Raw genomic sequence first — 26,740 nt, 5'->3', positions numbered from 1 at the left:
ATCCTGGACATTTTTCGAAGATACCAGGATTTTTTAATGCAGCATTTTGTAAGTTAAATAGTATTCTCAATCTAATATTTCCTTAGCTTTAAGAACTATAGGAAATAGTACTATCGTTTCTATTAGGCTTGAATATAATATGCTGTATCTAAAGGCAGCATTTGATGAGGTGAAAAAATGCGCAATATTCTAGTGTTAAATTTTTTTCCGGCATTCACTCCTCCGAAAAGCGGAGGAGAGCAGAGATACTTTTATTTTTATGAAGAACTTAGTAAATTTTTTGATATTACCCTCTTATCACCAACACATCAACATACTCCATTCGAAGTTGTTAATCATTCAGAAACCCTTAGAGAATTCAGGGTGCCAAAAGAAGCCATTCATACACAATTACATTTAAAATTAAATAAAGAAAATGTTGGTGCCGAAGTATCTGGGATTGTAAATGGATTATCTGCTAAATTTCCAAATGAATATCATACTGCCTATAATGAACTTTACAAAAACGCTGAAATTATTATTCATGATTCTCCCTATATGTTAGAGTACGATTTATTTTTTGGAATGGATCATAAACCAAGGATTTACAATAGCTATAATCATGAAGCTTTGTTATTAAAACAAACATTAACAGGAACAAATGCAAATCAATTTATTCATTATATTGAGAATATGGAAAGAACATTAGTGAAAAATTCTGATTTAATCTTTGTAACCTCATTGGATGAAAAGAAAAGCTTTATATCCAGTTATCAAATAAATGAAGATAAAATCCTGCTAGTGCCCAATGGTATTCATCCAAATCAATGGGCTCCCCGAGGAAACCGTGAAGAATCTACTACGGCATTTTTCATTGGAAGCGCTCATCCCCCTAATATTGAAGCAGTTGATTATATTGTTCATCATTTAGCTGATCAATGTGAAAATATCAATTTTATTGTAGCTGGTAAATGTACTGAATCCTTTCAACATATAAAAAAGAGTAATGTAAAAATGTTAGGGTTAGTGGATGAAGAAACGAAATTTGAGCTTTTTTCAATGGCGGATATTGCAATTAATCCAATGTTTCATGGAGCAGGGACAAATTTAAAAACATTAGAGTATTTATCCGCAGGGCTGCCGCTTATATCAACGGATATAGGAGTAAGAGGATTAGAATTAATTGATGGAGTTCATTATTACGGTGCCAATAAAGAGAATTTCGCCATGATTATGCTGAATCGATTGAAAAATAAAAAAGGATTAAAAACGATTGCTAAATCTGGACAAAAATATATTAATAGCCAATATTCTTGGGAATCCATTGCATTAAGGGTAAAAGACACTATAAAAAAGTTAGAATCTAATAAAGTACAAACACTCTATTTGTTAAATGATTTTGAGGCTAGTAATCCCAATTCCGGCGGGGCTATTCGAATAAATCACCTATATAGTGCTTTAGCAAAAAAATACAGAATTTGTTTACTTTGTTTTAATCATTCTAATCAAATTAATAAGGTACAGATTGCAGAGGGGTTCTTCCAGGTTTCCGTTCCCAAAAGTCATGAACATAAAGTAGAAGAATTTATTTTGCATCATCAGCATCCAGTAAGTCTTGCTGATATTATATCTTCTTATATGTGCATATCTAATAATTTATTAAAACTAATTCATCAAAATTTATATGATGTTACTGATGTTGTTATTTTAGTTCATCCATATATGGCACTAATACTGGAAAATTCTAATGAAAAACCAGTCATCTATGAAAGCTTTAATGCTGAGATGGAATTAAAGAAAACAATATTGAAAAACCATCCCAAGTTTGATCTTTTGATTAAACAAGTAATGAAAGTTGAGGAATTGGCTTGTGAAAAAAGTCAATTTATGATTAGTGTATCAGATTGTGATCACCAATATTTGCGAAAATATTTTAAGGAAGAAGAGATAAAAGACATCATTACAATAAACAACGGTGTTCAAATTAGAGAAACTTCAAAATATAATTTCACAGATAAAACAAAAATTCCGAATATTCTTTTTATAGGTAGCGGTCATCCCCCTAATAATGAAGCAGTTCATTTTATTATTGAAAAGATTGCACCATTTGTAAAAGCAAATTTTATTATTGTAGGTTCTGTATGTCATGCTTTTGCTCATAAAAAAATTGGACCAAATATAAAGTTAATGGGCGAAATCGATCATCATAATAAAATTTCTTTAATGGAGAACGCTGATATTGCTCTAAATCCTATGATAAATGGCAGCGGGTCTAATGTTAAAATGGCCGATTATTTCGCGAACCGATTGCCAACCATAACAACTCCAGTAGGTGCAAGAGGATATAATATAAAAAATGGAAAACATGCAATAATCTGTAACATAAATGAATTTAGCTCTGAATTAAATGGATTAATAAAAGATTTAAAGCTACAAGAAACCTTAGCTAAAAATGCTTTTCATTATGCAGTTCAGGAATTGGACTGGGAAAGACTAGCTGAAAAATTTGATTCCGAAATACAAAAAAGAATATTCAATAATAATCCTCACTAATATATTCATTTCCTATTTCCTCACAAGGGTCTCATTTCAAATTTCACCAAAAGTCGTTTTTCATTCATACATTTATATTAATCCTAATGATTAACTAAAAAATACTGAAGGAAGAGTACATCATGAGAATTTTATATTTATCAGTTCATGACGTATTGGAATACGATGAATTGAAGTTATTTACGGAATTAGGGCACGAATGTTTTTCACATGGGGCCTATGCCCGTCCGCATTTAGGAAGTTCTTACCGCCATCCGCTTCATGAAATGCCTATTGATCCAGATTTCGTTGATTTAGTAGATCGCTATTCAAAGTATAATTTACATCCTGAAATGATCGAAGATAAGGATGTCATTATTGTTATGCATGATCCCTCAATCATCACAAAAAACTGGGAGAAGATGAAACATAAACGGGTGATATGGAGGTCAATCGGTCAATCTTCCCCCGAGGTTGAGAGGAAACTTCGTCCATACCGGGAGCAAGGAATGGAAATAGTTAGATATTCACCTAGAGAAAGTCAAATCCCTGAGTATATTGGGGAAGATGCCATGATTAGATTTTACAAAGATCCCGACGAGTATGGCGGCTGGGAAGGGAGTAAAAATCAAATTATGACCATAGGCCAACGCATGAAAAAGAATTGGATTGGTTCTAATTATAATTTATTCCATATAGCTTGTAGGGGATTACCAGTCAAATTGTTTGGTCCAGGAAATGAGGATGCACCGGAAAGTGGCGGAATGTTGACATATGCACAGGTGAAACAAGAACTACGGGAAAATCGGACATATTTTTATACAGGTACGAGAATTACAAGTTATACTCTAGGTTTTATCGAGGCCTTTATGACAGGTATTCCAATCGTTTCTGTTTCAGAATTTCAAGGAAATCATCCATTGCTTAAACAAAGGACCTTTGAAGTTCATGAGATTATTGAAAATGGAAAAGAAGGGTTTGTATTTGATAGTGTTTTAGAGCTACGAGACTCATTAAATCAATTATTGTACAATGAACAACTTGCGAAAGAAATAAGTAAAAATGCCAGGGCAAAAGCCATTCAGATATTCGGAAAACAGAAGATAAAAGAACAATGGAAGGAATACTTGAGTAATTAAATGATAAACGATCTTATGGAGGACATTATGAGTAATTTAAATAAGGATACTTTCTTTAAAATATTTGGCAGTGGTGTCTTTAATGGAGAGGTACCTTTTTACACCACTCCTGATGATGTAAAGGCATTAATTGCCCTTTCACGGACTTTCTATCCTAAAACTGTTATTGAGATTGGAATTCAGCGCGGAGGGACAGCGAAATGTATTTTAGATAATAGCCCATGGATTGAAAAATATATTGGTATAGATGTCATACCCTCTTTTACTACTACATTATCTATTCAAAGGGGGGAAGTTCCACAAATAGCTGGGGAATATGTCAAGGATGACCCTAGAGTGGAATTAATTGTAAAACCAAATGGTTCCCGGGATTTGGAACCATCAGATCTCCCTGAAGCCGACTTCATTTTTATCGATGGCGACCACTCGAAAAAAGGTGTATTCCTAGATACTCTATTAGCTCGGAAAGTGATAAGAAAAGGCGGTATTATTTGCTGGCACGATTATGGAAACCATCTTGTACCAGGTGTAACAGAAGTGATTGATACTTTCAATAGAAATGAAGGAGATCATATTTGTTTTGTTGAGGGTACGATGATATGTTTTCAATTTTGCAGAGAAGGGCGATAATGTAATCCTTCAATCAATAGAATTTAATTAAAGGGAGATGGGTGGTTTGACTCAACCTTCAGGAATTTTATGGATAGGACCCATAGGTGATATGGGAGGCTACGGTAATGTTAGCAGGAATTATTTAAGAGCGTTGAAACATATTGATCTCCCCGTACTCTTATTAAGTTCGGCAAAGATTAATAAGGAAATTGGAGAAGAAGACATTGAACTGCTAAATAGTTTTCTTAGATCGAAAAAGGCATTGGGGGATAATCCCATCCTTGTGATTCATGGTACTCCGGAGTCATTTATCGGGATAGGGAAAGAAGGCTTTCATAAGACCATTGGAATTACCTTATTTGAAACAAACCGAATCCCCCTTCATTGGGCAAATTTTTGCAATGATATGGATGAAATTTGGGTTCCTACCCGTTTTAATTACCAAACATTCACAGAATCCGGTGTTGACCCTTCAAAAGTACATGTCGTACATTATCCAATTGAGAGCAGCCAATATACCAAACAATTTGATCCATATCCATTTCCTGCTGAAGTAAAGTCTTATAAATTTATATACACATTAGCGTTTGATTACCGCAAAGGGTTGGATTTGCTCATTCCAAGCTATTGTAACGAATTCACGGCAGAAGATGACGTTAGTCTAATTTTAAAGATCTACGTTCCTGGGTGGATCAGCCAAAAGAATCTATTTGAATTAGTATCTTCGTATATACCTAATAAGCCAAATAATCCTCATATTCATTTCATGATTGAAAATACTCCTCGAGAAGACTTGCTGCGTTTGTATTCAAGCTGTGACTGCTATGTTTCTACTGAAAGAGCTTGCGGGTGGGGGATGCCTCAGATGGAAGTAATGGCGATGGGAAAACCGGCGATATCCATTAACTGGAGCGGAGTCACAGAATATATGAACAATCATAATAGCTTTTTAATAGAACCAGAAAATGAACTAGAATTCGTACACCCTGAACTGCAGCGCACAAGAGCTATCCACTATTATGGGCATAAATGGGCAAAGGTAAAGGAAGACAACGTTAGAAAAGTGATGCGGGAAGCATTTGAAAATCATAAAAAAAGAGAAGAACTTTCATTACAGGCAAAACAAGATATCAGAAATCATTTCTCTCCTCAAGTGATTGCAGAGCAAATGAAAGAACGATTATTTTTTTAAACTTGGACTTTATATGGAGGACCATGGCAGCAAAAATGCCTGCTCCTTACATATAAAGTTTTTTTATTTCCTAGATAGAGGGAATAGAAGCGAGTTGTAACAGCATAAAGATACAATGGGAATTCTTACACCAAAAAAGTAAGGGGAGGACACCATGAAAAGAGCTCTTATAACAGGTATTACCGGTCAAGACGGCTCATATTTAGCTGAATTACTTCTTGATAAAGGCTATAAAATATATGGGTTAAAAAGGAGAACTTCAACAGAAAACTATGAAAATATTAAACATATACTAAATGAAATAGAGTTTATATCCGGTGATTTGTCTGATTTATCATCATTGATACAGGCTGTAAAGCTTTCTAAACCTGATGAAGTATATAACCTTGGTGCGCAATCGTTTGTAGCAGATTCATGGCCTCAGCCTGTCTATACAGCTAAGGTTACTGGTCTTGGGGTTCTAAATATTCTGGAAGCAGTGAAGATGGTAAAGCCGGATGCTCGTTTTTACCAGGCATCTAGCTCCGAAATGTTTGGAAAGGTTGTAGAAACCCCTCAAAAAGAAACAACTCCTTTTTATCCACGGAGTCCTTATGGTGCTGCTAAGGTATTTGGTCATTGGATTACAGTTAATTATCGGGAAAGTTATGACTTATTTGCATGTTCGGGGATATTATTCAACCATGAATCGCCAAGGAGAGGAATACAATTTGTTACTCGAAAAGTAACAGACGCTGTAGCTCGAATTAAATGTGGACTTCAATCAGAGCTTCGACTAGGCAATCTTGATGCAAAACGGGACTGGGGTTTTGCTGGTGATTATGTGAAAGCGATGTGGCTGATGCTTCAGCAGGAAAAGCCGGACGATTTTGTTGTAGCTACTGGAAAAACGAATACAGTCCGTGAACTTGTTGAAATCGCCTTTAACCATGTCGGGTTGAATTGGGAAGAGCATGTTATCCAGGATCCTGCATTTATGAGGCCGGCAGAAGTAGATTTATTGCTAGGAGACCCCCAAAAGGCGAAAAAGGAGTTGAAATGGGAGCCTAAGGTTACTTTTGAGGAGTTAATAAAAATGATGGTTGAACATGACCTGAAAAAGTATGGGGAATGAAATGAAAGCACTCATAACGGGGATTACCGGATTTGTCGGGAAATATCTTGAACTTTTTTTGAAGGATAAAGCTGATGTTTATGGGACATCCAGATCCAATAGAGGCGAGAAACATATTTTTAAAGTAGATTTACTTTCTGAATCAGAAATCATGGAGTTAATTGAAACAATCAAGCCTACGCACATTTTCCACCTTGCAGGATTGAGTAATGTGAAGGACTCTTGGGAACATAAAGCTGATTTTATTCAAGGAAATGTGATTGGAACGATTCATTTATTGGAAGCTGTTAGGAAAGTAAATGACCATATAAAAGTGATGACTGTTGGATCATCAGAGGAGTATGGAAGAATTCCGGACAATTTAGACAAAGTTAGCGAAGAAACCAGATTAAATCCAGTCAGCCCTTATGGAATCAGCAAGTGTGCCCTAAGTATGCTTGTAAATTTGTATCATAAATCATATGGATTAAATGTCACACATGCCAGGCCTTTTAATCATATCGGTCCTGGGCAAAAATTAGGATTTGTAACGACTGATTTTGCTTATCAAATAGCTCAAATAAATAAAGGAAGAACACAAGAACCTATCATTCGAATTGGAAATTTAAAATCTGCAAGGGATTTTACTGATGTGAGGGACATCGTAGAAGCTTATTACCATATCGCATGTTTCGGTAAAGCGGGGGAAGCTTATAATGTATGTACGGGTCAAGGTGTCAATATTCAAGATATAGTAGAGATATTAATAAGTTTTTCAAATAAAAAGATTAATCTAGTAGTTGACCCAAGCAGAATACGAGTGTCAGATACCCCTAGATTAGTAGGAAATCCCGAAAAATTGTTCACCTTAACAGGATGGCAACCGAAAAGGAAACTTGAAGATACTTTAATAGATATTTATGATTATTGGTTAAAAGACTTGTAAAATCCAGCCTCTTGAGAAAGGGGCTGTTTTTCTTTTGCCCAGTTTTGTCTTGAGTCTTGAAGATAGCATGCTGGAAAAAAAGGCTATTAGGCTTGGGACAATTGTCGTTTCTTTTTGAGTAGTTTTTCATAATTTACAATATAAAGATTGAAAGGAGGTAATTAATTTTGTCTATCCCAAATTTTCCTACTATAACTCCGTTTATATCTATTCCTATAGAGCAGACAATTCCGTTACTTTTAACAAGCATTGCACTTGAAGAATTAGCCCTAGCTCATATTATGAACGTAGAAGCAGAAAAGCTTCAATTCGTTCTAGGAACATTAGATACAGCTGTTACGTTTACTCCTGCAGAGGTTTCCATAGAGGATCTTCTTGATGTCAATACAAGTGTTCAAAGAACCCTTCGTGATGTTATTAAAAAGGAAATGCTTCTTGAATTTAAATTTGAAAATGTTCTGGAGCTTATCTCCGTTACCCCGGGAACACCAGAAACAGAGCCTTGTGGTTGTCGAGTAACCGGGCCAGCAGGTGGACCTTTTGATATTTCTAGAGGAACAGGGAATGCAATTACTACATTAAATGGAAACGACGTTAGTGGAAATGTAGACTACATGGGGCTTTTTTGTCAAAACTGTTCATCAGATGATAACTTCTTTACGTATAATTTTACTGCTCTAGGTGCGAACCCTCCACTTCCAGACTTTGAATTTAATGCTGATTCTTTTACTGTACCTAATTGTCCGGGCGATCAAACGGTAACAATTTCTGGACAAGGAACAATTACGGGTACTAATGTGTTTGGTACAAATCCTAGTTATGTTCTAACTTTAATTGAGGAAAATTTTATTCAACTAATTATTTCAGGAAATGGAAATATCTTCACGTCAACTGTGACAAATGTTGGGTTAGCTGAAATGGATTTATCAAACTGTCCTTAAGCCAAAAATCTGACAAATCAATTTCTTTTAAAATCCATTAGTTTTCAATGAGTAACTAATTAATAGTAGCATTGGCAAATTTAGCAAAGACTTTAAGAACTAAGAAAATCCCTCGAATTCATAAATTGAGGGATTTATTAGTTTTATTTAAGGTCAGACTTTCCATTTACTATGTATCTTTATTAAAAGGAAAATACTGAGTACGAAAAATTATCTACCCTTCTTGATTAATAAATAGAATAGTAAACACCCATAAAAGTAATTCTCTATTGAACGGTACACTTTTTTTCATATTGTAAAGAATATCCCCCAATTCATCAGTGTTAGGGGATGAATTGAGGGTGATGTGTTCCTTAAGGAAGAGGAGTGATAGCGATTAGGTCAAGAATATTTTCAAACTTGAACTCTAACAGCATTTCCTTCTTAATTACGTCACGAAGTGTTCTTTGAACACTAGCATTGACATCAAGAAGGTCCCCTAATGACACTTCAGCAGGAGTAAAGGTAACATCTGTATCTAATGTTCCTAGAACGAATTGAAGCTTTTCTGCTTCAGCATTCATAATGTGAGCAAGTGCTAATTCCTCCAAAGCAATGGAAGCCAAAAGCAGTGGAATTGTCTGCTCAGTAGTGACCGAAATTAGTGGAGTAATATTCGGGATATTTGGAAATGACATTTCAATACCTCTCTTTCTTGTTGGAATAGTATATTATATACTTCACTTCACTATTAGAGAGGGCTAATGTAATATATTTAGATATTATTTATTTTTATTTGTGCTCATGGATAGTATTTTGGTAATTAATGCTTTATCCTCATCATCCTCTGGTAATGCTGTAAAGACGTCTTGATGATTTTCCATTATTTTATGCAATGCTTCTACTGGCGAGATAAAAGTAGATGATAGACTAGAGGCCCGTGCATAACATTTTGCAGCTTCCTCAATATTCCCTAATTTTTCTAAACAGCAACCTTTGTAGTATAAGGCTTGAAAGCTCCCAACTCCCTTTAAAGTAAGATGCTGTAAATTTTCTTCTCCCATTTCAAGGCAGAGATCAAATACCTCCAAAGCCTCTTTGAACAAGTCTTTAACCATTAAAATAATGCCTTTATAAAAATGGAGATCTACATAATCAGGATAGAGGGTAACAGCTCTCTCGATACCAGGCCATGCCCCTTCGATACTGCCTGAACTAATCAATATTGAATACTTTAATCGATATAAAAGAGATGGAGGAGTTTTGAGCTGTTTCAGAAATCCCATAATTGAACGATTGACATAATCAAATGCCTCATTATAGTTTTTTAGACGGTAATATTCACTCGCAATATGGTACTCGATCCAAGGGCTGTAGTCCTTTTGTTTGAGCTCGTCTTTTAGCATACCGATATTACGTTCAGATTTCTTTTTCTCTTTATTGACAGGATCCAAATATCCGTAATGAAATACCTTAATAGGCACAGTTTTAATGGTGGGATCTTCGTTAAATTTTGCAATAATTTCATTGGCATTTAGCATCTCGTGAATTTTATTATTAAATTTAAAACCTTTGTGATTTTGAAAAAGCCGGGTATGGGCAATATCAAATGTCTTGTTTGGATCAGGGCTGTCACCATAATAATTGATTAAATGAACAGATAGGAGCAGGTCATCGAATTTGAGTGCTTCACGTAGCTTCTTAGCGTCAGAAGTATCTACTACTTCGTCGGCATCTAACCACAAGATCCAATCCCCTGTTGCACGCTCCAAGCCATAATTACGTGCATCTGAAAAGCTCCCATTCCAAGGGAAAGTAAGAATCTGAGCACCGAATGATTTGCAGATATCAACCGTTCGATCAGTGGAGCCAGTATCGACAATAATTATCTCATCCACATAATCTTTTACACTTTTGAGGCAGCCTTCAATAAAGTTTTCTTCATCCTTTACTATCATACATAGCGACAGTCGTCGGTCATCCATGGTATTTCCTCCTTTTGACAGTAAATATTCATCCTCATCGTATGTTTAGATTAAGGTAAAAGTGAATGATTGGAACCTTATATAATCAAAAGCCATATCATGAGTGAAGGAAAATAACAAACTAATACATTAGGAGGATTATGTTGAAGGTTGATACTGTGAAACTTAATTGGAAAGGATCTCAATTTGCAGGACATAGTCTTTCGATTGTGAATCAAAATATTTGCCAGTATCTTCAGCAAAGTCGAGATATAAATCTTAGAAAAGAGATACCTGAAAAAGAAAAGTTGCTTGATCCATATATCAAAAGTCAAAAAAAGTCATTTATCCCATTTTCTAATCCCGACTTGACGATCTCTCATCAGTGGCCGCCCAATTGGCCGCAACTTAAAAATGTGATTTCGGTTTGTATGCAGCCCTGGGAATTTGGAGCTATCCCGAGAGAGTGGTATATTCCCATGATGTATTGGGTAGATGAAATCTGGGTTTACAGTTTATACAATAAGGAAAGCTATTTCCGCTCAGGGATTCCTGAAAGTAAAATTCATGTCATACCACTTGGCGTCAATGAAAAATTATTCCATCCAAACGTCCAGCCTCTAGCATTGGATTCATCTTCTTTTAAGTTTCTCTTTGTCGGCGGGACAATTGGCCGCAAGGGAATAGATATTTTACTACAAGCATACCTTAAAGAGTTTACTATAGATGATGATGTTTGCTTATTCATCAAAGATACTGGAACTCAATCTTTTTACAAAGGAATAACGCTGGAAAAAATGATCCATGAAGCAATGTCTGACCCGAATCATCCACGTATTGAATATATCGATAAGCAGCTTTCCGAAATAGAGCTGGCTGGATTGTATAAAGCGTGTGATTGCTTGGTTCATCCGTACAGAGGTGAGGGATTCGGGTTGCCAATTGCTGAGGCGATGGCATGTGGTACTCCAGTGATTGTGCCAGATAAAGGATCTTGTGTAGATTTTTGCACGGAGGAAACTGCGTTCTTTGTTCCATCGAAGGAGGTTACTCTACCGGACAAAAAAGTTGGAAATCTCGATACGGTCGATTTTCCATGGTGGCTGTCGATCGATCCTAACGAATTACAGAAGGTTATGCGATTGGCTTATGAGAATCAAACGTTAGTTATGGAGAAAGGACAGAAAGGGAGTCAACATATTTTGTCTTCTTTCACATGGGAAAAAAGCTCCCGGTATGTATTAGGCAGGATAAGACATTTGGTTCATTTAAAAAAGGGGCCTATTCGAACCGATGAGGATATTATTAAGAAGGAACTAGAAAGAGCGAATCAGTTGTATGCTGAAAATCGTATTGAAGATGCATTAGGGGTCTATTTGAATATTTTGGCTGTATACCCAGAAACCCTTATGGCAAGATACAACACTGCTATTGTTTATATTGAAAAGGAAACCTATAGCCATGCGATCGAGCATCTTGCTTACATTGCACACAACATGGAGAAACAAAGTAAAGATTTTCAAGAAAATATTTTTCGTATGATGAGATATTGTTATATGAAAGAAGCTGATCCAAAATAAAACTATTTGAAAGCAAATTAAGCAAAGTGTCTGTGAAGATGACTTTGCTTTTTTATTTTCATGTATATTAAAAACTCCAAATATGTAATAGGATAAATGCACATTCATAGAAAGATATAAAGAATAAACTGAAGAGTAAATAGGTTATGCGACTTTTTGTTTCATAATATCGTACAACTATTTGCAAAATTAACTGATAGTTAGGAGAAATATATAATGTCTTTTCCGGATATTCCGAATATAACACCTTTGATATCGGTTACTACTGGACAAACGATTCCATTGCTTTTAAGCTCGATTGCTTTGGAGGAATTAGCGCTTGCTCACATTATGAATGCGGAGGCAGAAAAGCTGCAATTTGTTCTGGGAACATTGGATAATACAGGAGTCACATTTTCTCCAGCGGAGGTTTCACTTGGGAATCTGCTTGATGTCAACACTAGTGCTCAAAGAACTCTTCGTGATGTTATTAAAAAGGAAATGTTATTAGAGTTCAAGTTTGAAAATGTACTGGATCTAATAGGAGCTTCATGTTCTCCAACATCAGCTACATTTACTAATCCTCAATCGATTATTATCAATGGTGATACCGAAGGTCCAGCCTCACCATATCCATCACCTATTAATGTTTCAGGGTTGAATGGAACTATCGCTAAGGTGACAGCAACATTAAACAACATGTCCCATACTTTCCCAGGTGATCTTGATATTCTGCTTGTTGGACCACAAGGGCAGAATGTTATGCTTATGTCAGATGCAGGAGGATTATTTGACATTGTCGGTGTCACGTTAACATTTGACGATGATGCGGCAACTCCAGTGCCAACCCCAATCCCATCTCCATTCGTCTCCAATACGTTCCAGCCTACAAATATCGGAGCCGGAGATGTTCTCCCTGGGCCAGCACCAGGACCACCATATGGATCTGTATTAAGCGTATTCGATGGGACAAATCCAAACGGTACATGGAATCTTTTCGTTTTCGATGATGCTGGTGCAGACTCAGGCACTATTGCTGGTGGCTGGTCTTTAACGATTACTACTACTTGTCCATAGGCCATATTTTGAAACATAATTACAATTTAAAGAGACTAAAACCTAAAAAAACATGTTTAAAGTAGAACTAGAAAGGTTTCTAATTAAGAAGAAAAAGCTCAGATCTAAATGCATCTGAGCTTTTCAATGCTATAAAAATTTCTTAAACGTGGACATACTCAAAAGATTATATAACAGGTGCATAACCTTTCTGCTATTATTCTTTTCAATGGGTTATTTATTGTTCTGTATAAGAATCAAAACTAATTGTTATTTATAGTAATTTCAAAGAGTGATTGAGAGGATTACTTTCTATTCCTAAGGTATTATGGATTTTATTGCTGCAAGCCCTGCTATTTTTCTGCTAAAGCCAAAACAACCACTATAGTAGCATTGCTCAAGCCTAAGAGCCCTTTTAAAAAAAGGGCTCTTTTTAGTATGAAAATCCGCATTACAATGGGACAAGTGTTGAGTTATGTAAACACTAGCTGAATAAAATAGTAAGGGATAGTAGGTTAATAGGTTATTGGCATGTTGCTTTTAACACAACTATTAAGACCTATGTTCAAGAAAAAATTTGAAAGGAGAAATTTATATGTCTTTTCCGAATATTCCTAATATTACTCCACTTATTTCTGTGACTACTGAGCAGACGGTTCCTCTGCTATTAGCTTCCATTGCTTTAGAGGAATTGGCTCTTGCTCACATCATGAACGCTGAGGCAGAAAAGCTGCAATTTGTTTTGGGAACATTAGATGATACTGGGGTCACATTTTCACCTGCAGAGGTTTCATTAGGGGATCTTCTTGATGTCAACACTAGTGTTCAAAGAACTCTTCGTGACGTGATTAAAAAGGAAATGTTACTAGAGTTCAAATTTGAAAACATTCTAGATCTAATCGGAACTTTACCACCACCAGAACCTGTGCTTTTAGATGAACAAACTTTTGTGTTTACGGGGGACACTGAAGAAATTGATGTCCCAGCAGGTGCCACTTTTGCTAGAATTCAAGCTGTAGGTGCGAGAGGTGGTGGAACCGGTCTTGGATCCGGTGGTTTTGGGGCTTCGTTACAAGGGGACTTTCCTGTCACACCTGGTGAAACTTTAACAGTACTAGTTGGACAGGTAGGCGGTAATGCTTCTGACGCAGGCGGCAGCGGAGGAGGAGGAGGTTCCTTTGTATGGAGAGGGGCACTTTTAAATGCTACCACATTGCTAGTCGCTGCAGCCGGTGGCGGTGGTGGTACTGACGGCCTTTCTGGTGGAAACGCATCACTTAGTGGCGGTAATACCGGTTTAGGCGGTTCCAGCGGGACAGCTGGTGTACGTCCAGCAGGTGGTGGCGGCGGAGCAGGAATAACCGGCAGTGGTGGCAATGGTGGTAATGGTACTAACGCTACGGGAGGCATAGGTGGTGTGGCTATTAATCTTACAGGAGCAGGCGGTGGCGGCGGAACGGGAACTCCAAACCCTGCTAACAATGGAGCAGCCGGCGGATTTGGCGGCGGCGGCGGCGGCGGCGGCGGTGCCTCCAATGCCACATTGACCTTTAATGGAGGCGGCGGTGGTGGCGGCGGCTACAATGGCGGCAACGGTGGTAACGGTAGTAACGTTAGTCTCCCCGCCACTACTGCCACCGGTGGTCAAGGAGGCCTGTCACTGAATAATGGAACCAACCAAGTTAGCATGCAAAGTAACACAAATAATGGATCGGTCACTATTAGCTTTTTTGGATTCTAAATGAAGATTTTTCTGACCTGATGAACAAAGTACAAAAGTTAAAAGTAATAACAAGAAGCAAATAATCCTCCATTTAAACATGTCCAATTAAGATTCATATACTGCTTTCAAGTTAAGACAACCATAATTGGAGAGGAGATTTTTTGAAACCTGGTTTAAAGTCGGGCTAAAAAGGTTGTTCCAATTATTAAAAGGAAAAAGCTCAGATCTAAATGGATCTGAGCTTTTCTATGCAACAAAAATTTCTAAACCTGGATATTCTCAAGAAATAATAAAATAACAGGTGCATATCCTTTCTGATATTATTTTTTATTCAATGGGTTATTTATTGTTCTGTAAAAGAAACATAACTAATTGTTCTTTATATAGTATATTCAAAGAGTGATTGAGAGGATTAGGTTCAATTCCTACGTAATAGTGGATTATGTTGTTGAAAGCGCTGCTATTTTGTGCTATAGCCAAAACAGCCAAAATAGTAGTATTGCTCAAGCCTCTTTTAGAGGATTAACAAGGAAACTCCCTTTAAAATTTAAATGGAGTTTTAAATTAGCTTAAAAAAAATAAAGTGTAATCAACTCATCGGGTGACAGACACCTATAAAAAAAGGGCTTTTTTTAGATAAAAATCCACTCCCACATATGGACAAGTATGGAGTCTATCAAACGCTTGTTGCATAAAAATATAGAGAACAATAGATTTACTAGCTTTTGTTCTCTTATATTACTACCAAAGGAGGTGAAAGATTATGGCTTTTCCAAATATTCCTAATATCACTCCGCTTATTTCGGCCACTACTGAACAGACAATTCCTTTGCTTTTGGCTTCCATTGCTTTGGAGGAATTGGCTCTTGCTCACATGATGAATGCTGCAGCAGAAGAGCTTCAATTCGTGCTAGGAACATTAGATACAGGGGTTACGTTTACTCCAGCAGAGGTTTCATTAGAGGACCTTCTTGGTATCAATGATAGTGTTCGAGGAACTCTTCGTGATGTAATCAAGAAAGAAATGTTACTAGAGTTTAAATTTGAAAATGTGTTAGATTTACTAGCAAGTACTACACCAGGAAGTGTAACAATCAATCCTGTTACTGGTGCAACTTGTGGTGCAACTCTTCCTATTTCAGGAACGTTAGTCGGTGCACTCGGAGTTCCATTGGCTGGTGTTCAAGTAACTCTTGCAGTAACTGGTGCAACTGGGGGTGCTAATGTAACTTTCAGCAATTCAACACCTTTTACAGATGTCAATGGTAACTTTAATGTTTTAGGAACATTTACTGGTGTGTCAGGTCCAAACTCTGTAACAATAACAGCTACTGCTACTACTCCTTTAGGGGTTACTGTAAGTACCTCTCAAACTATCACTTTCATCTGTCCGTAAGAGATTTTGGATAAACTTCAATATCTCTTGTGCCTGTCACTACCCGAAAAATCTTGTTTCATAAGAATGGTTCACGGAACAAATACCATGGTAAACAAATGGTTACGGATTTTTCTTAATGATATTTGTGCCAATTCCCAAAATTGGCTCATTTTCCATGAAGTACACTTATTAATCTAGTATATATCTTCGACAAAATCTAAAAAACTTCGGTTAGTGACAGGCACCGAAGTTGCTATTTAGAAGATTAGGCCTTATTCTAATGCAAAAAAGGGTGTACAAAAGCGATTTGCTTTTGTACACCCTTTTTAATAAATTTATATTCTATGCTACTTCCGATTCTTTGGAGTGAACTTTTTTCATAAAGTCGTTTACATCTGCAGGCACTCTGCGATCAAGCTTTGAGACGACATAGACAGATAGGAATCCAATTGGCACTGTAATTAATCCTGGTACATTGAACTGTAGGAACTCAGGAAGAGTCGTCTTAAAGAAAATCATGTACATCGAAGCAAGAAGGCCAGTAACGAGCCCGGCAATTGCTCCTTTCTCTGTCATTCCTCTCCACCAAATACCCAAGATAAAGATTGGGGTAAACGTACTGGCAGCAACGGTGAACGCTAGTGCGACCAGATGGCCGATGGAAGCTCCTTTTACCATGAGGCCGAGAACGCCGTATAAAACACCAAGGATTATAATTGCAACTTTACCCGCGAGTACGCGCTCCTTCTCTGTGATGTTCTTACGGAAGAAAGTTGCATACAAGTCATGGGCTAAGGCGCCAGAACTTGCGATGAATAATCCCGAAAGGTTCGAGAAGACGGCTGCAAATGCGCCTGCGATAACAAGGCCAAGCAGCCATTCTCCACCTAGCGCCTGTGCAGTAGATGGAACAACCATATTGTTTCCGCCCGCGATAAGGTCCTTCATAACGCCTGAATCTACATTGCCGCTTAGAAAAATGGAGCGACCAACTACTCCAAGATACACAGCGAAGAAAAAGAACACGCTTGCAATACCAATTGCCATAAGAGCGGACTTACGTGCTGCTTTTGCACTTGGATTTGTATAGAAGCGAAGCAGGATGTGAGGAAGTCCAATCGTACCGAGTGAAAGCCCGATTGTCATCGATATTGTTTGCCAGAAAGATGGGAAGTAGTTGCCGGTACCGGTCCAAACAGACCCATCAAATGGTATATCTTTTCCGTCAACGGAAAACGCTGAAGTACCGGTAATGGTACCTTTAAATTCATTAATAGCTGCAAGAATCTCCTGATAATGAAGTCCGCCATAGATGGCTGCGCCAACCATGAGGAGAAAGGCGCCAAGACGAATCCATAATTCGAGCGCTTGGTTAAGAGTAGTACCCTTCATTCCACCGATACCAACATAAAAAATCATGACCGAACATGTAAAGATAATTCCAAATTCATAGCTTGTACCAAAGAACATGCTTAAAATTTGCGCTGCACCAAGTAGCTGAGGAGCTGCATAGAAACCTGAAATCGCAAGTACTACAGCGACAGCAGCAAGGCGCGCCCGTTTGCTGTGAAAACGATAGGCTAAAAAGTCTGCTACTGTGTAGGCTCCGAATCTGCGAAGTGGTCCTGCAACGAACATAGCAAGAAGAGTCAGACCGATAGAGAAGCAAAAGGCATAGTAAGCGCCGTCATACCCAAGCTGATACGTTAGACCGGCAATACCAAGAAAGGTCGCAGCACTTAAATAGTCTCCGCCAATGGCTGAACCGTTTGTAAACCAGCCGAAGCTTCGCCCGCCAACGAAATAATCAGAAGCAGTTGCACTTCTTTTTGATAAATAGGTGATATAAACAATCGTTCCCATGAGGAGAATCGTTAAAAGCATTTTAGGTTCAAATAACATGGCCATCAAATAACTCTCCTTTCTTCAGAGGAACCAGAATTTTGATAGTTTTTTAAACGTTTTTCATAAAGTGCAGTGTGAGCGAAAGCAATGATAAAAGCCATTGCCATTGCAACAACACTAGTCAAAAACCAACTATATGTCATGCCGCCCCACATACGAGAAAACATAAAATCACCTGCGAACCAATTTAATATCGGGATTGCTAGAATAAAAATATAATAAAAAACCGTAAGTTTAAGACCAGTACTAAATTCACCTTTCATGATTTTCCTAGTTTCGGGATCGAGCGGCTTAAGTTCACTAACGTCAATCGTACCTGCCTCAACATACTCGTACTCAGTATACTCTCCAGCCATATGTTACTCCTCCTTAATATTATTTAGGCGTCAGCCGTTTTCTAGTACCCTTTCTTAGCCCGGCCAAGATACTATAAAAATGATTTTACGTCATAAAATGGACATATACCTTACAATAAATTATCAGAAATATACAAATATTTATTATAGTCTAATTTTCATACTATAATTTGTATATAAAAATAACTTTAAATTCCATATTTTCAGAAAGGAGGGAGAATATAGAATGTATTCAATTAGTCTAGCAATAGAAGATGAACTTGAATATCAAAAGCTGGCAGACTGGGTTAAAGAAGAATTTATGGGAAGTTCTATACTGACAGAAGCTGAGTTTAATCAACATGATATACATATAGCTGTTATCGAAGTAAGAAAATGGCATGATTGGGTTAAAATTCACCGATTCCGCAAACGCAATAAAGAATGCAGGATTATTCCCTTACTAGACCCAACCTTATTGTATACTTCACCGCTTGCCATCGAGTTCAAGCTAGAGTACTTGCTAGTGAAATCCGTGAAAAAACATATATTTCTTCGTACATTGAAACGGGCTATTCGGGAACTGTCAATTACGAATGCTAACTCTATTGTTTATGATGAATTATATTATCAGATTCATAAGGAACAAAATACGGAGCGCAACACGATACCATTTCAAGAGGCATTTTTGCGCCGGCTGCTGGCTGGCGATAAAACAACGGAAGAGGAATTAATTCAATCTCGTTTTTTTCTTCCAGGAGAGGCGATGCCAAATGTGGTCTGTTTTATTCAGGGATTTGTCAGATGCTCTGGCAGCAGGGAACTGGAAGGATGGGAACCGAGGGAGATTCAAGAATATTTTAGAAACCGCTTTCAAGGGTATCAGCTTACTTTCCTTTCCTACCGAAAACATTTACTTATGCTAATCCAGGTGCCTCCCGAGTACGTTTCCTTAATACACTGGAAAGAAGGGGAGAACAGGATTCTTGATACTATTCAAGCATTGAAAAACGAGTATGGAATTTATCTATATATAGGTGCAGGCTCCATCTACCGTGAACCGCTCCTCCTGCATCATTCCTATCGAGAAGCATGCAAGGCTAGGCGTACCACGCCGTATGCCAGGCCTTCACTGCGTTATTTTGAAGAGATTACAAAGGATGTTCAGATTCAGAAATGTACAGACTATATAGCACGGTATTGTATCGAAGATCTTTCGTTAAAACGGGTAGCTGATCAAATTAATCTTAGTGTACCGTACTTCAGTCGGATATTTAAACAAGAAACAGGACGCAATTTTGTTGAATATGTCACCTTTGTTCGTTTGCAGCGTGCAGTGTGGCTTTTGCGTCATACGAATCATACGATTGAGTGGATCGCTGAAGAACTAGGTTTCAATACACCAAATTATTTCAGTGGTACCTTTAAAAAGTATGTTGGCCTTTCTCCAAGGGAGTACAGAGCGACAGAAGAAATTATCTTTGTTTAATAAAGGAATTAAGTGAGGCACTATTCGTAGCGTTGAAAAAGTCCCAAGTGATTATTCTTCACTTGGGACTTTTTTTATGCGTAAGATAAAATCTAATTCTATGCCAATTTACGTGTAATCCTTTTTTTAGATGTTTTTCCTTCTATTTGATCTTCTGGCTGTTTTGCCCGTTTGATAAAGAAGGAAAGCAGCAGGGCAAAACAAGCAATTAAGGTTGACAAAAAGAAAGTATAATTGATTCCTTCAAGCATGGCTTTCATGGCAATTTGCTCCTGTATTTCAGCCATCCCTGCTTCTGGTGCATTTTTTAAAGCTTCTTCTGTTAATTGAGCGGCGTATGATTTCGAATAATTGGACATAGCCGTGACCAAAAGGGCCGTACCGATGGCAGCGGATACCTGATTTATTGTGTTGTTCATGGCCGTACCGTGTGGATAGAGATTTGCTGGCAATTGATTTAAACCATTTGTTGAAACTGGCATCATCACCATTGATATACCTAACATCCTTACAGCATGTAAAATCACTAAGTAATTGTAGGGTGTTGTAAAAGTTAACTGGCTGAAATAATAGGTTGTAATCGTTGTGATAGCTAGGCCGATTATCGCTAACATACGCCCCCCAAACTTATCAAATAATCTACCTATAATAGGTGACATAATGGCCATCAATAGCGCTCCTGGAAGCAGCAATAATCCGGTGTCCAGCGGAGATATACCGCGTATTGTTTGGACATAGATAGGCAGTAGTAAAAATCCTGAAAACATGGCCATATTAAGCACAATAGTAATCGTTGCAGATAGAGAAAACATTGGGTATTTAAACACACTAAAATTTAGCATGGGAAATTCTTGCTTCGTTTGCCGTAAGATAAACCATATTAGGGAGATAACTCCAATAATAAGCGGTATATAAACTAGCGCACTGTTCCAGCCATTACTGCCGGCGGAACTAAACCCGAATAGGATACCCCCAAAACCAATGCTTGATATCAAAAGCGAAAATAAATCGAGTTTAATATCAGTTTTATTCTTTTTGTCTTTGAGCGAAAAAAATCCAATCAAAATAACGACAATAGCGATTGGCGTGATAAAGTGGAAAAGCATTCTCCAGTGATAGTGTTCAATGATCCACCCTGATAAAGTAGGACCTATTGCTGGAGCGAACATGATAATTAAACCAAACACTCCCATCGCTGCACCGCGCTTTTCAATTGGGAAGCTCACTAGCATCACATTCATTAATACCGGCATCATGATTGCTGCTCCAGCAGCTTGAAGAATCCGTCCAATTAATAAAATGGAAAAGTAATCAGTACTACCGGCAATAATCGTCCCTAATGCAAATATGCTCATTGCTGCCAAGAATAATTGCCGGACTGAGAATTTTTGAAATAAGAATGCAGTTGTTGGAATCAAAACTCCGTTCACTAGCATAAAGACTGTTGTTAACCATTGAACGGTTGCTGTGTCAATATCTAAGTCCACCATTATCGATGGCAGTGCGATATTTAATAATGTATTATTTAAAAATGTTATAAATGTGCCAATCATAAGTACAGCAAGAATCCCATACGGTGGATGATGAGTCTTTTTTATCGATTTATTCATTGTGTCTCTCCTTCGTGTATAAAAGACTCTCAGTGCGAAAATTGGTTTGGATAATTCTTTCGGGGTGCTATCCCAAACACTTACCCAGCTTAAGTAAGCGCTAGCATACATTCTATTTTAAGCTCTCCAATAATAAAAAACATTCTCCAAAACTGCTTGATTATAGTATATAGTTGATTGTTATTGCTTTTTTGTGTCTAAGGATAACTATGATTTTGTGTTTACTGATTTATGGCACGATGTTTCTGATGGCATAGATATGTATTTGAAAATGAAACAGTATGTGAGTCTAAACCCCAATACTGTATTTACATATTGGATAGAGAAATCTATTTTGTGCTATTAATTTAAATTATTCTTTTTATGGCTATAATAGGAAATGGTAAGCGTAAACACAAAAAAGTATTGTAGGAGGCTATAATGGGTAGATTAGTTCATTTTGAAATTCATGTGAGTGACATGGACCGAGCAAAGAAGTTTTATGGAGAGGTATTTGGATGGTCCTTTCAAGATTATAGTGAGTATGCAGGAATGCCTTATTTTGGAGCAGTAACAGGGGATGAAAATGAACCTGGAATCAACGGTGCATTGATGCAGCGTCATGGAGCTGCACCGGAAGCAAACCAAGCTTTAAATGGATTTGCTTGTACAATGGGTGTGGAAAATTATGACGCAATCGAGGCAAAAATCATTGAGAATGGCGGCACAGTGGCACTGCCAAAGTATGCCCTGCCCGGAATGGCTTGGCAAGGATATTATATTGATACCGAAGGAAATATATTTGGAATTCATCAACCCGACGCTAATGCAAAATAAAATCTATGTTAGGTGAATAAAATGGTGAAATCACTAGAATCGACAGGCATACTTGAAAAATTACGAGAAATTTGTCTTTCCATGCCCGAAGCCATTGAACATATCGACGGTTTCGGTCACAATACGTTTAAAATCAATGGGAAATCGTTTGTAATATCAGGTGAAAATGAGAAGGGGTTCAGCCTATCTTTCAAATCAGACCGCGAAACGCAAGAGATATTGCTACAGAAAGAGCATTTCTACAAAACTCCATATATCGGTCAACACGGCTGGGTTTCTATCCAGAATCCGGCTGAAGAAAACTGGGATGAGTTGAAGGATTTAATTCAAGAAGCCTATTTACGTGCTGCACCTAAGCGTTTGGTAAAGCAGTGGAATGAAATACATAAAAGGTAAGGGGAGGCGGAATTTATCTGTCTTCATTTTTTTGTGGTTTTTGATAATATGTGTAAGTGTTTACATTTGTGACAGATTATTCTACATTAAATTACATTTTAATTACAAAATCGACTGTATTATTGTTTTTAGTCCTATTGGAATATAAACTAGGAATATATTAAGAAGTTTTTAATAAATGATAGTTTCCAAGAGGAGAACTAATGATGATAAAAAAATACATAAAATATATTGTCGCAACTACTGTTTTAGCGACAACAATACAAGCAACACCTGCATTTGCAAATCCAGAAGTTCCAGTGACAAATGGACAAATCAATGCTGTTAACCAAAATATTGATGACCTTGAAACAAAATTCCAACAATTAGATAACGAAATCTCGTTATCTATTGAAAAAAGTCAAATACTAAATGAAAAAATTGTCACACAACAAGGAAAAATTAAAGAAACTGAGATTGAAATTATCAAAGCAGACGAGGATCTAGCTAACCATAAAGAGGTTTATTCAGAAAGATTAAAGAGCATTCAGGAAAAAGGAAATCAGTCGGTCGTTACCTACGCAGAAGTTTTACTTTCAGCTGGCAGCATCTCAGAGTTTTTTAACCGTTTTACTGCTATTTCTAAAATTATTGAAAATGATAATATACTACTAGAAGGTTTTAAAGAAAAGGAAGTAACGTTAAAAGAGGCAAAGGAACAATTACAAAATCATATTAACGAATTAGAAAAGAGCAAAGTAGAATTAGCTGCGGAACAAAAACAGATAGAAGAAAACAAACAACAAATTGCACAAGAACTTGAAGCTGCAAAAGGTGAGTTAGAGATATTAAGGGCTCAACAAGAGGCACAATTGGCCGCTGAGCAAGCACTTCGAGAGTCTGCTTTAGAAACGCAGCAACAGTCTCAAGCACAAGCTCCAGTAACCACACAAGCAACAGCACAAGCATCAACACAAGCACCAACACCATCTGTAGTTGCACCCATAACAAATTCAGCTACTGCAAATAGTGTTATTGCAACTGCTAAACAGTATTTGGGAGTTCCTTACGTTTGGGGTGGTTCAACGCCAAGTGGGTTTGATTGTTCCGGATTTACATCATATGTGTTTCGTTCTGTTGGCATTAGTCTTCCAAGAACTTCTAGTGCACAGCAAAATGTTGGAACAAGAATTTCTCTAAGCCAAGTACAGCCTGGAGATTTAGTTTTCAGAGGCTCTCCTGCCTATCATGTTGGAATCTACATTGGGGGCGGACAATATATCCATGCTCCACAAACGGGTGATGTCGTGAAAATTGCATCGTTTAATCCATCTAAATTTTCAACAGCATCTAGAATCTTAAAGTAGGCTCGAAACTTTTTATAATTTAGCAAGGCAACTAACCCTGTTGGGCGTTGCCTTTTTTCTTGTCTTTTTTAAGAAAAATTATGATACAGATTATTTACAAAATAATGAAAAAGTGAGATAATATAGAAAATTTTGAAGGGGGAAAGTAAGTTTATGGAACCAACTAATTGCTAATATTAATTCATTTGAAAATTAATATGAATTTTGTAATGAGTGTACATTCACCTATTAAACATAGGCTTATTTGTTATGCTCTTATGGAATTATGGCAATTTAGAAGGTAACTTACTTTACTGAATCAAGATAATCATTTATTTGAAGCACTCCTCCGTTTTTATGCGAGGTGTTTAGGCATAACTATGCGCTAATTTAACATATGCGTATTTTCCTATCTACTTTAAATAAATTATATCCATGATTATGTAGACCGTAAGAAGAACCATCTTCTAACGGTCTTTTTAATTTTTGCTGTGTTAAAGGATACTGTTGATTTTTAGAACCTGTTGATTGGAGCGGAAGGGCGCTTGACTCCTGCGGGATGAACGAGCTGAGTGAGACCCCGCAGGAGCGAAGCTGCGAGGAGGCTCACGGGCGAGCCCGCGGAAAGCATAGCGCCCTGGAGTGCAAATCAACAGCCTAGTTTAATACAGCCTCAATATTAAAAATAAATAAGTAAATGCAGGTTCTTCTTTGCCTTGTCCATAAATGCATAACTTAGATTATGGATGAAAGAAGGAGATTTTATGTTAGAACTGAAATTACATGGTGTTAAGAAATTTATGGAAGCTACCCTTGTGGTTAAAAATATATCGTTTGAGGCTTATGAAGGAGAGAAGATTGGTATCATCGGGGCCAACGGAAGCGGCAAGAGCACCATTCTTAAACTTATCGCCGGAATTGAGCAAATGCATTATTATCCTGGATACCCGCAAACCTCAAGCCCTGGGTATGATGAAGGTCTAATTAACTTGCCAAGAGGAGCTTCAAAGGCTTACTTGGAGCAATCACCTGTATATCCTAAAGGATTAAAGGTTATCGATGTTTTACAGTTGGCCTTTGAGGAAATTGACATAATCGAAATTCAAATGCGTCAATTAGAAGAGCAAATGAAAACATTGGAAGATACTGCCCTAGAAAAAGCCCTAAATAAATATAGCGATTTGGTCCAACTATTTGAAGTAAAGGGCGGATACGAACGTGATGAAAAATTAGGAAGGGTTTGTACGGGTCTTAATTTTGCTGAAACCTTTTTAAACAAAGAATTTAATTTACTAAGCGGCGGGGAAAAAACAACAGTCGTGCTTGGAAAGCTGTTAACCCATAATCCGGATATCCTGCTGCTGGATGAGCCAACCAATCATTTGGATATGGATGCCATTGAATGGCTGGAGGGCTATCTTCGAAACTATAAAGGAATTGTCATTATCGTCTCTCATGATCGATACTTTCTCGACAATGTAGCAACTAAAATTGTCGAAATCGAAGATATGGAATCGATTTCCTATAAAGGGAATTACTCTGCTTTTGTAAGTCAAAAAGAAGAAAATATGCGCATTCAATATGAGCACTTTCGAGAACAGCAGAAGAAAATAAATAACATGGAAAAGACCGTTACAAGCTTAAGAGACTGGGCAATGAGAGCTGATAATAATAAGTTCTTTCGAAGGGCCGCCAGTATTCAAAAAAAGCTTGATAAAATGGAGCGAATCGATAAGCCCGTTTTTGACAGACGAAATATGAGACTTGATTTCAAAGAAGGGCAGCGGTCTGGAAATGAAACCATTAAAGCCATTGGACTCTCAAAAAGGTATCAGAATAAGCTGATTTTTAAGGACTCAGATTTAATGGTTCATTATGGTGAAAGAGTGGGGCTTGTTGGTCCAAATGGAAGCGGGAAAACCACCTTCTTAAAAATGCTAGTAGGGGAAGAGCAGCCAGACAATGGTGTAGTGCAACTAGGTGCAAATGTAATGGCAGCTTACTTACCACAGAAAATTACCTTTAACGATGAAGAGCTCACGGTGTTAGAAGCCTTTAGAGAAGATATTTCTATCCTAGAAGGAAAAGCTCGAGAATATTTATCTAAGTTCATGTTTTATAAAAAAAGCCCATTCACAAAGGTAAAGCATTTGTCTGGTGGTGAAAGAATCAGACTAAAGCTAGCAATGCTTTTATACCATGACATTAATTTATTGATCCTCGATGAGCCGACGAATCATCTTGATATTGACTCGATTGAAACCCTTGAGGAAGCGCTCGACGATTTTAAAGGCACCATATTCTTTATTTCTCATGATAGATTTTTTATTAATAAAATCGCTGAAAGAGTAATTGCATTGGAGGATTATGGTTTAAAAAGCTACCCAGGAAATTACGATTATTATAAAAGTCAGCAGCCTAAAGAAGAACCAATCGTTAATCGTGAAAAAGATAAGAAACAAAGAGTTAAATCCGAAGGTATAAATCAAGAGGAAGTAATGGCAAATGCTCTGGCAAGGATTAATAGTCTTGAAAAAGAAATTAAGGATATTGATTTATCGATGTCCCAGGAACATATGGATTACGAGGAGCTAAACAAGCTTTTTCGTAGAAAAAACCTTTTAAGTGAAGAACTTGATTCAGCCTTGGTATGGTGGATCAGTATTAGTTAATTTATAGAAAGACCTCATTGGGTATAATAAAACAGCATAAGCAAAACAGTATGAAAAATAGTTCAGAGCAAATTGAATATTCGATGGTAGAAGAAAAGG

General features: G+C 37.3%; 20 protein-coding genes and 1 pseudogene. 16 read left to right on the top strand and 5 right to left on the bottom strand.

Annotation, left to right across the window (positions count from 1 at the left end):
• Nucleotides 1–177 precede the first annotated feature (177 nt).
• From M3189_RS21925 to M3189_RS27230, 7 genes are all read left to right on the top strand, one after another.
• A complete protein-coding gene (locus M3189_RS21925) occupies nt 178–2,532 on the top strand; it encodes a glycosyltransferase family 4 protein (RefSeq protein ID WP_251637943.1) in 2,355 nt (784 codons plus the stop codon).
• A 122-nt stretch (nt 2,533–2,654) separates the two neighbouring features.
• A complete protein-coding gene (locus M3189_RS21920) occupies nt 2,655–3,650 on the top strand; it encodes a glycosyltransferase (protein ID WP_251637941.1) in 996 nt (331 codons plus the stop codon).
• A 27-nt stretch (nt 3,651–3,677) separates the two neighbouring features.
• A complete protein-coding gene (locus tag M3189_RS21915; protein ID WP_251637939.1) occupies nt 3,678–4,280 on the top strand; it encodes a class I SAM-dependent methyltransferase in 603 nt (200 codons plus the stop codon).
• A gap of 46 nt (nt 4,281–4,326) precedes the next feature.
• A complete protein-coding gene (locus M3189_RS21910; protein ID WP_251637937.1) occupies nt 4,327–5,454 on the top strand; it encodes a glycosyltransferase in 1,128 nt (375 codons plus the stop codon).
• 154 nt (nt 5,455–5,608) lie between these two features.
• Nucleotides 5,609–6,568 (top strand): GDP-mannose 4,6-dehydratase, encoded by a 960-nt coding sequence (gene gmd / locus M3189_RS21905; protein ID WP_251637935.1) that lies wholly within the window; start codon nt 5,609–5,611, stop codon nt 6,566–6,568.
• Between the two features lies 1 nt (nt 6,569).
• Nucleotides 6,570–7,493 carry a GDP-mannose 4,6-dehydratase gene (locus tag M3189_RS21900; RefSeq protein ID WP_251637933.1) on the top strand — a complete coding sequence of 308 codons (924 nt, stop codon included), beginning with the start codon at nt 6,570–6,572 and terminating at the stop codon, nt 7,491–7,493.
• A 167-nt stretch (nt 7,494–7,660) separates the two neighbouring features.
• Nucleotides 7,661–8,434: a hypothetical protein gene (locus M3189_RS27230; RefSeq protein ID WP_353057477.1), complete on the top strand. Its 774-nt coding sequence runs from the start codon at nt 7,661–7,663 to the stop codon at nt 8,432–8,434.
• A gap of 353 nt (nt 8,435–8,787) precedes the next feature.
• On the opposite strand, the gene M3189_RS21890 is transcribed toward M3189_RS27230, so the two are convergent.
• Both M3189_RS21890 and M3189_RS21885 read right to left on the bottom strand, forming a co-directional pair.
• Nucleotides 8,788–9,111 carry a hypothetical protein gene (locus M3189_RS21890; protein WP_251637931.1) on the bottom strand — a complete coding sequence of 108 codons (324 nt, stop codon included), beginning with the start codon at nt 9,109–9,111 and terminating at the stop codon, nt 8,788–8,790.
• 84 nt (nt 9,112–9,195) lie between these two features.
• The gene (locus tag M3189_RS21885; protein ID WP_251637929.1) at nt 9,196–10,398 is read right to left on the bottom strand and encodes a glycosyltransferase; all 1,203 of its coding nucleotides are present in this window, start codon (nt 10,396–10,398) and stop codon (nt 9,196–9,198) included.
• Between the two features lie 143 nt (nt 10,399–10,541).
• On the opposite strand from M3189_RS21885, the gene M3189_RS21880 reads away from it, so the two are divergent.
• From M3189_RS21880 to M3189_RS27220, 4 genes and pseudogenes are all read left to right on the top strand, one after another.
• A complete protein-coding gene (locus tag M3189_RS21880; RefSeq protein ID WP_251637927.1) occupies nt 10,542–11,957 on the top strand; it encodes a glycosyltransferase in 1,416 nt (471 codons plus the stop codon).
• A gap of 216 nt (nt 11,958–12,173) precedes the next feature.
• Nucleotides 12,174–12,497 (top strand): annotated as a pseudogene (locus tag M3189_RS27340) (hypothetical protein); the annotation flags it as partial.
• A 1,090-nt stretch (nt 12,498–13,587) separates the two neighbouring features.
• On the top strand, nt 13,588–14,733 hold the full coding sequence (locus tag M3189_RS21870) for a hypothetical protein (RefSeq protein WP_251637926.1): 1,146 nt from the start codon (nt 13,588–13,590) through the stop codon (nt 14,731–14,733).
• 745 nt (nt 14,734–15,478) lie between these two features.
• Entirely contained in the window at nt 15,479–16,111 is a 633-nt protein-coding gene (locus M3189_RS27220) for a carboxypeptidase-like regulatory domain-containing protein (protein WP_353057475.1), read from the top strand.
• Between the two features lie 324 nt (nt 16,112–16,435).
• Here M3189_RS27220 and M3189_RS21860 read toward each other — a convergent pair whose 3' ends face one another.
• Together M3189_RS21860 and M3189_RS21855 are read right to left on the bottom strand one after the other, a co-directional pair.
• Nucleotides 16,436–18,001 (bottom strand): cation acetate symporter, encoded by a 1,566-nt coding sequence (locus tag M3189_RS21860; RefSeq protein WP_251637924.1) that lies wholly within the window; start codon nt 17,999–18,001, stop codon nt 16,436–16,438.
• Nucleotides 18,001–18,354 carry a DUF485 domain-containing protein gene (locus M3189_RS21855; RefSeq protein ID WP_251637922.1) on the bottom strand — a complete coding sequence of 118 codons (354 nt, stop codon included), beginning with the start codon at nt 18,352–18,354 and terminating at the stop codon, nt 18,001–18,003. The genes M3189_RS21860 and M3189_RS21855 overlap by 1 nt, the downstream gene beginning before the upstream one ends.
• Nucleotides 18,355–18,580: 226 nt before the next feature.
• Here M3189_RS21855 and M3189_RS21850 point away from each other — a divergent pair, with 226 nt between their 5' ends.
• Nucleotides 18,581–19,822, top strand: coding sequence for a helix-turn-helix transcriptional regulator (locus tag M3189_RS21850; RefSeq protein ID WP_251637920.1), 1,242 nt, complete (start codon nt 18,581–18,583; stop codon nt 19,820–19,822).
• A gap of 98 nt (nt 19,823–19,920) precedes the next feature.
• Here M3189_RS21850 and M3189_RS21845 read toward each other — a convergent pair whose 3' ends face one another.
• Nucleotides 19,921–21,432, bottom strand: a complete 1,512-nt coding sequence (locus tag M3189_RS21845) for a DHA2 family efflux MFS transporter permease subunit (protein WP_251637918.1) — start codon at nt 21,430–21,432, stop codon at nt 19,921–19,923.
• A 420-nt stretch (nt 21,433–21,852) separates the two neighbouring features.
• Here M3189_RS21845 and M3189_RS21840 point away from each other — a divergent pair, with 420 nt between their 5' ends.
• The 4 genes from M3189_RS21840 (at nt 21,853) to abc-f (ending at nt 26,641) form a co-directional block, all read left to right on the top strand.
• Entirely contained in the window at nt 21,853–22,248 is a 396-nt protein-coding gene (locus M3189_RS21840) for a VOC family protein (protein WP_251637916.1), read from the top strand.
• A 21-nt stretch (nt 22,249–22,269) separates the two neighbouring features.
• Nucleotides 22,270–22,644, top strand: a complete 375-nt coding sequence (locus tag M3189_RS21835; protein WP_251637914.1) for an MmcQ/YjbR family DNA-binding protein — start codon at nt 22,270–22,272, stop codon at nt 22,642–22,644.
• A 206-nt stretch (nt 22,645–22,850) separates the two neighbouring features.
• A complete protein-coding gene (locus tag M3189_RS21830) occupies nt 22,851–23,990 on the top strand; it encodes an NlpC/P60 family protein (RefSeq protein ID WP_251637912.1) in 1,140 nt (379 codons plus the stop codon).
• A gap of 743 nt (nt 23,991–24,733) precedes the next feature.
• Nucleotides 24,734–26,641: a ribosomal protection-like ABC-F family protein gene (abc-f, locus tag M3189_RS21825; protein WP_251637910.1), complete on the top strand. Its 1,908-nt coding sequence runs from the start codon at nt 24,734–24,736 to the stop codon at nt 26,639–26,641.
• Nucleotides 26,642–26,740 lie beyond the last annotated feature (99 nt).

Origin of the sequence: Neobacillus niacini (assembly GCF_023715415.1) — a bacterium.
In the GTDB taxonomy this organism is placed as follows: Bacteria; Bacillota; Bacilli; order Bacillales; family Cytobacillaceae; genus Neobacillus; species Neobacillus niacini_C.
Note: the sequence above shows the minus strand (reverse complement) of the source record. Positions and strands in the feature narration are given on the sequence as shown.

Bases quoted from the DNA above. Each gene is read 5' to 3' on its own strand.
- M3189_RS21835 (WP_251637914.1), top strand. From the start codon at position 22,270: ATGGTGAAATCACTAGAATCGACAGGCATACTTGAAAAATTACGAGAA.
- M3189_RS21920 (WP_251637941.1), top strand. From the start codon at position 2,655: ATGAGAATTTTATATTTATCAGTTCATGACGTATTGGAATACGATGAA.
- M3189_RS21890 (WP_251637931.1), bottom strand. From the start codon at position 9,111: ATGTCATTTCCAAATATCCCGAATATTACTCCACTAATTTCGGTCACT.
- abc-f (WP_251637910.1), top strand. From the start codon at position 24,734: ATGTTAGAACTGAAATTACATGGTGTTAAGAAATTTATGGAAGCTACC.
- M3189_RS21855 (WP_251637922.1), bottom strand. From the start codon at position 18,354: ATGGCTGGAGAGTATACTGAGTACGAGTATGTTGAGGCAGGTACGATT.
- M3189_RS21830 (WP_251637912.1), top strand. From the start codon at position 22,851: ATGATAAAAAAATACATAAAATATATTGTCGCAACTACTGTTTTAGCG.
- M3189_RS21900 (WP_251637933.1), top strand. From the start codon at position 6,570: ATGAAAGCACTCATAACGGGGATTACCGGATTTGTCGGGAAATATCTT.
- M3189_RS21860 (WP_251637924.1), bottom strand. From the start codon at position 18,001: ATGGCCATGTTATTTGAACCTAAAATGCTTTTAACGATTCTCCTCATG.
- M3189_RS21845 (WP_251637918.1), bottom strand. From the start codon at position 21,432: ATGAATAAATCGATAAAAAAGACTCATCATCCACCGTATGGGATTCTT.
- M3189_RS27220 (WP_353057475.1), top strand. From the start codon at position 15,479: ATGGCTTTTCCAAATATTCCTAATATCACTCCGCTTATTTCGGCCACT.
- M3189_RS21850 (WP_251637920.1), top strand. From the start codon at position 18,581: ATGTATTCAATTAGTCTAGCAATAGAAGATGAACTTGAATATCAAAAG.
- M3189_RS21885 (WP_251637929.1), bottom strand. From the start codon at position 10,398: ATGGATGACCGACGACTGTCGCTATGTATGATAGTAAAGGATGAAGAA.
- M3189_RS21915 (WP_251637939.1), top strand. From the start codon at position 3,678: ATGAGTAATTTAAATAAGGATACTTTCTTTAAAATATTTGGCAGTGGT.
- M3189_RS21870 (WP_251637926.1), top strand. From the start codon at position 13,588: ATGTCTTTTCCGAATATTCCTAATATTACTCCACTTATTTCTGTGACT.
- M3189_RS21925 (WP_251637943.1), top strand. From the start codon at position 178: ATGCGCAATATTCTAGTGTTAAATTTTTTTCCGGCATTCACTCCTCCG.
- gmd (WP_251637935.1), top strand. From the start codon at position 5,609: ATGAAAAGAGCTCTTATAACAGGTATTACCGGTCAAGACGGCTCATAT.
- M3189_RS21840 (WP_251637916.1), top strand. From the start codon at position 21,853: ATGGGTAGATTAGTTCATTTTGAAATTCATGTGAGTGACATGGACCGA.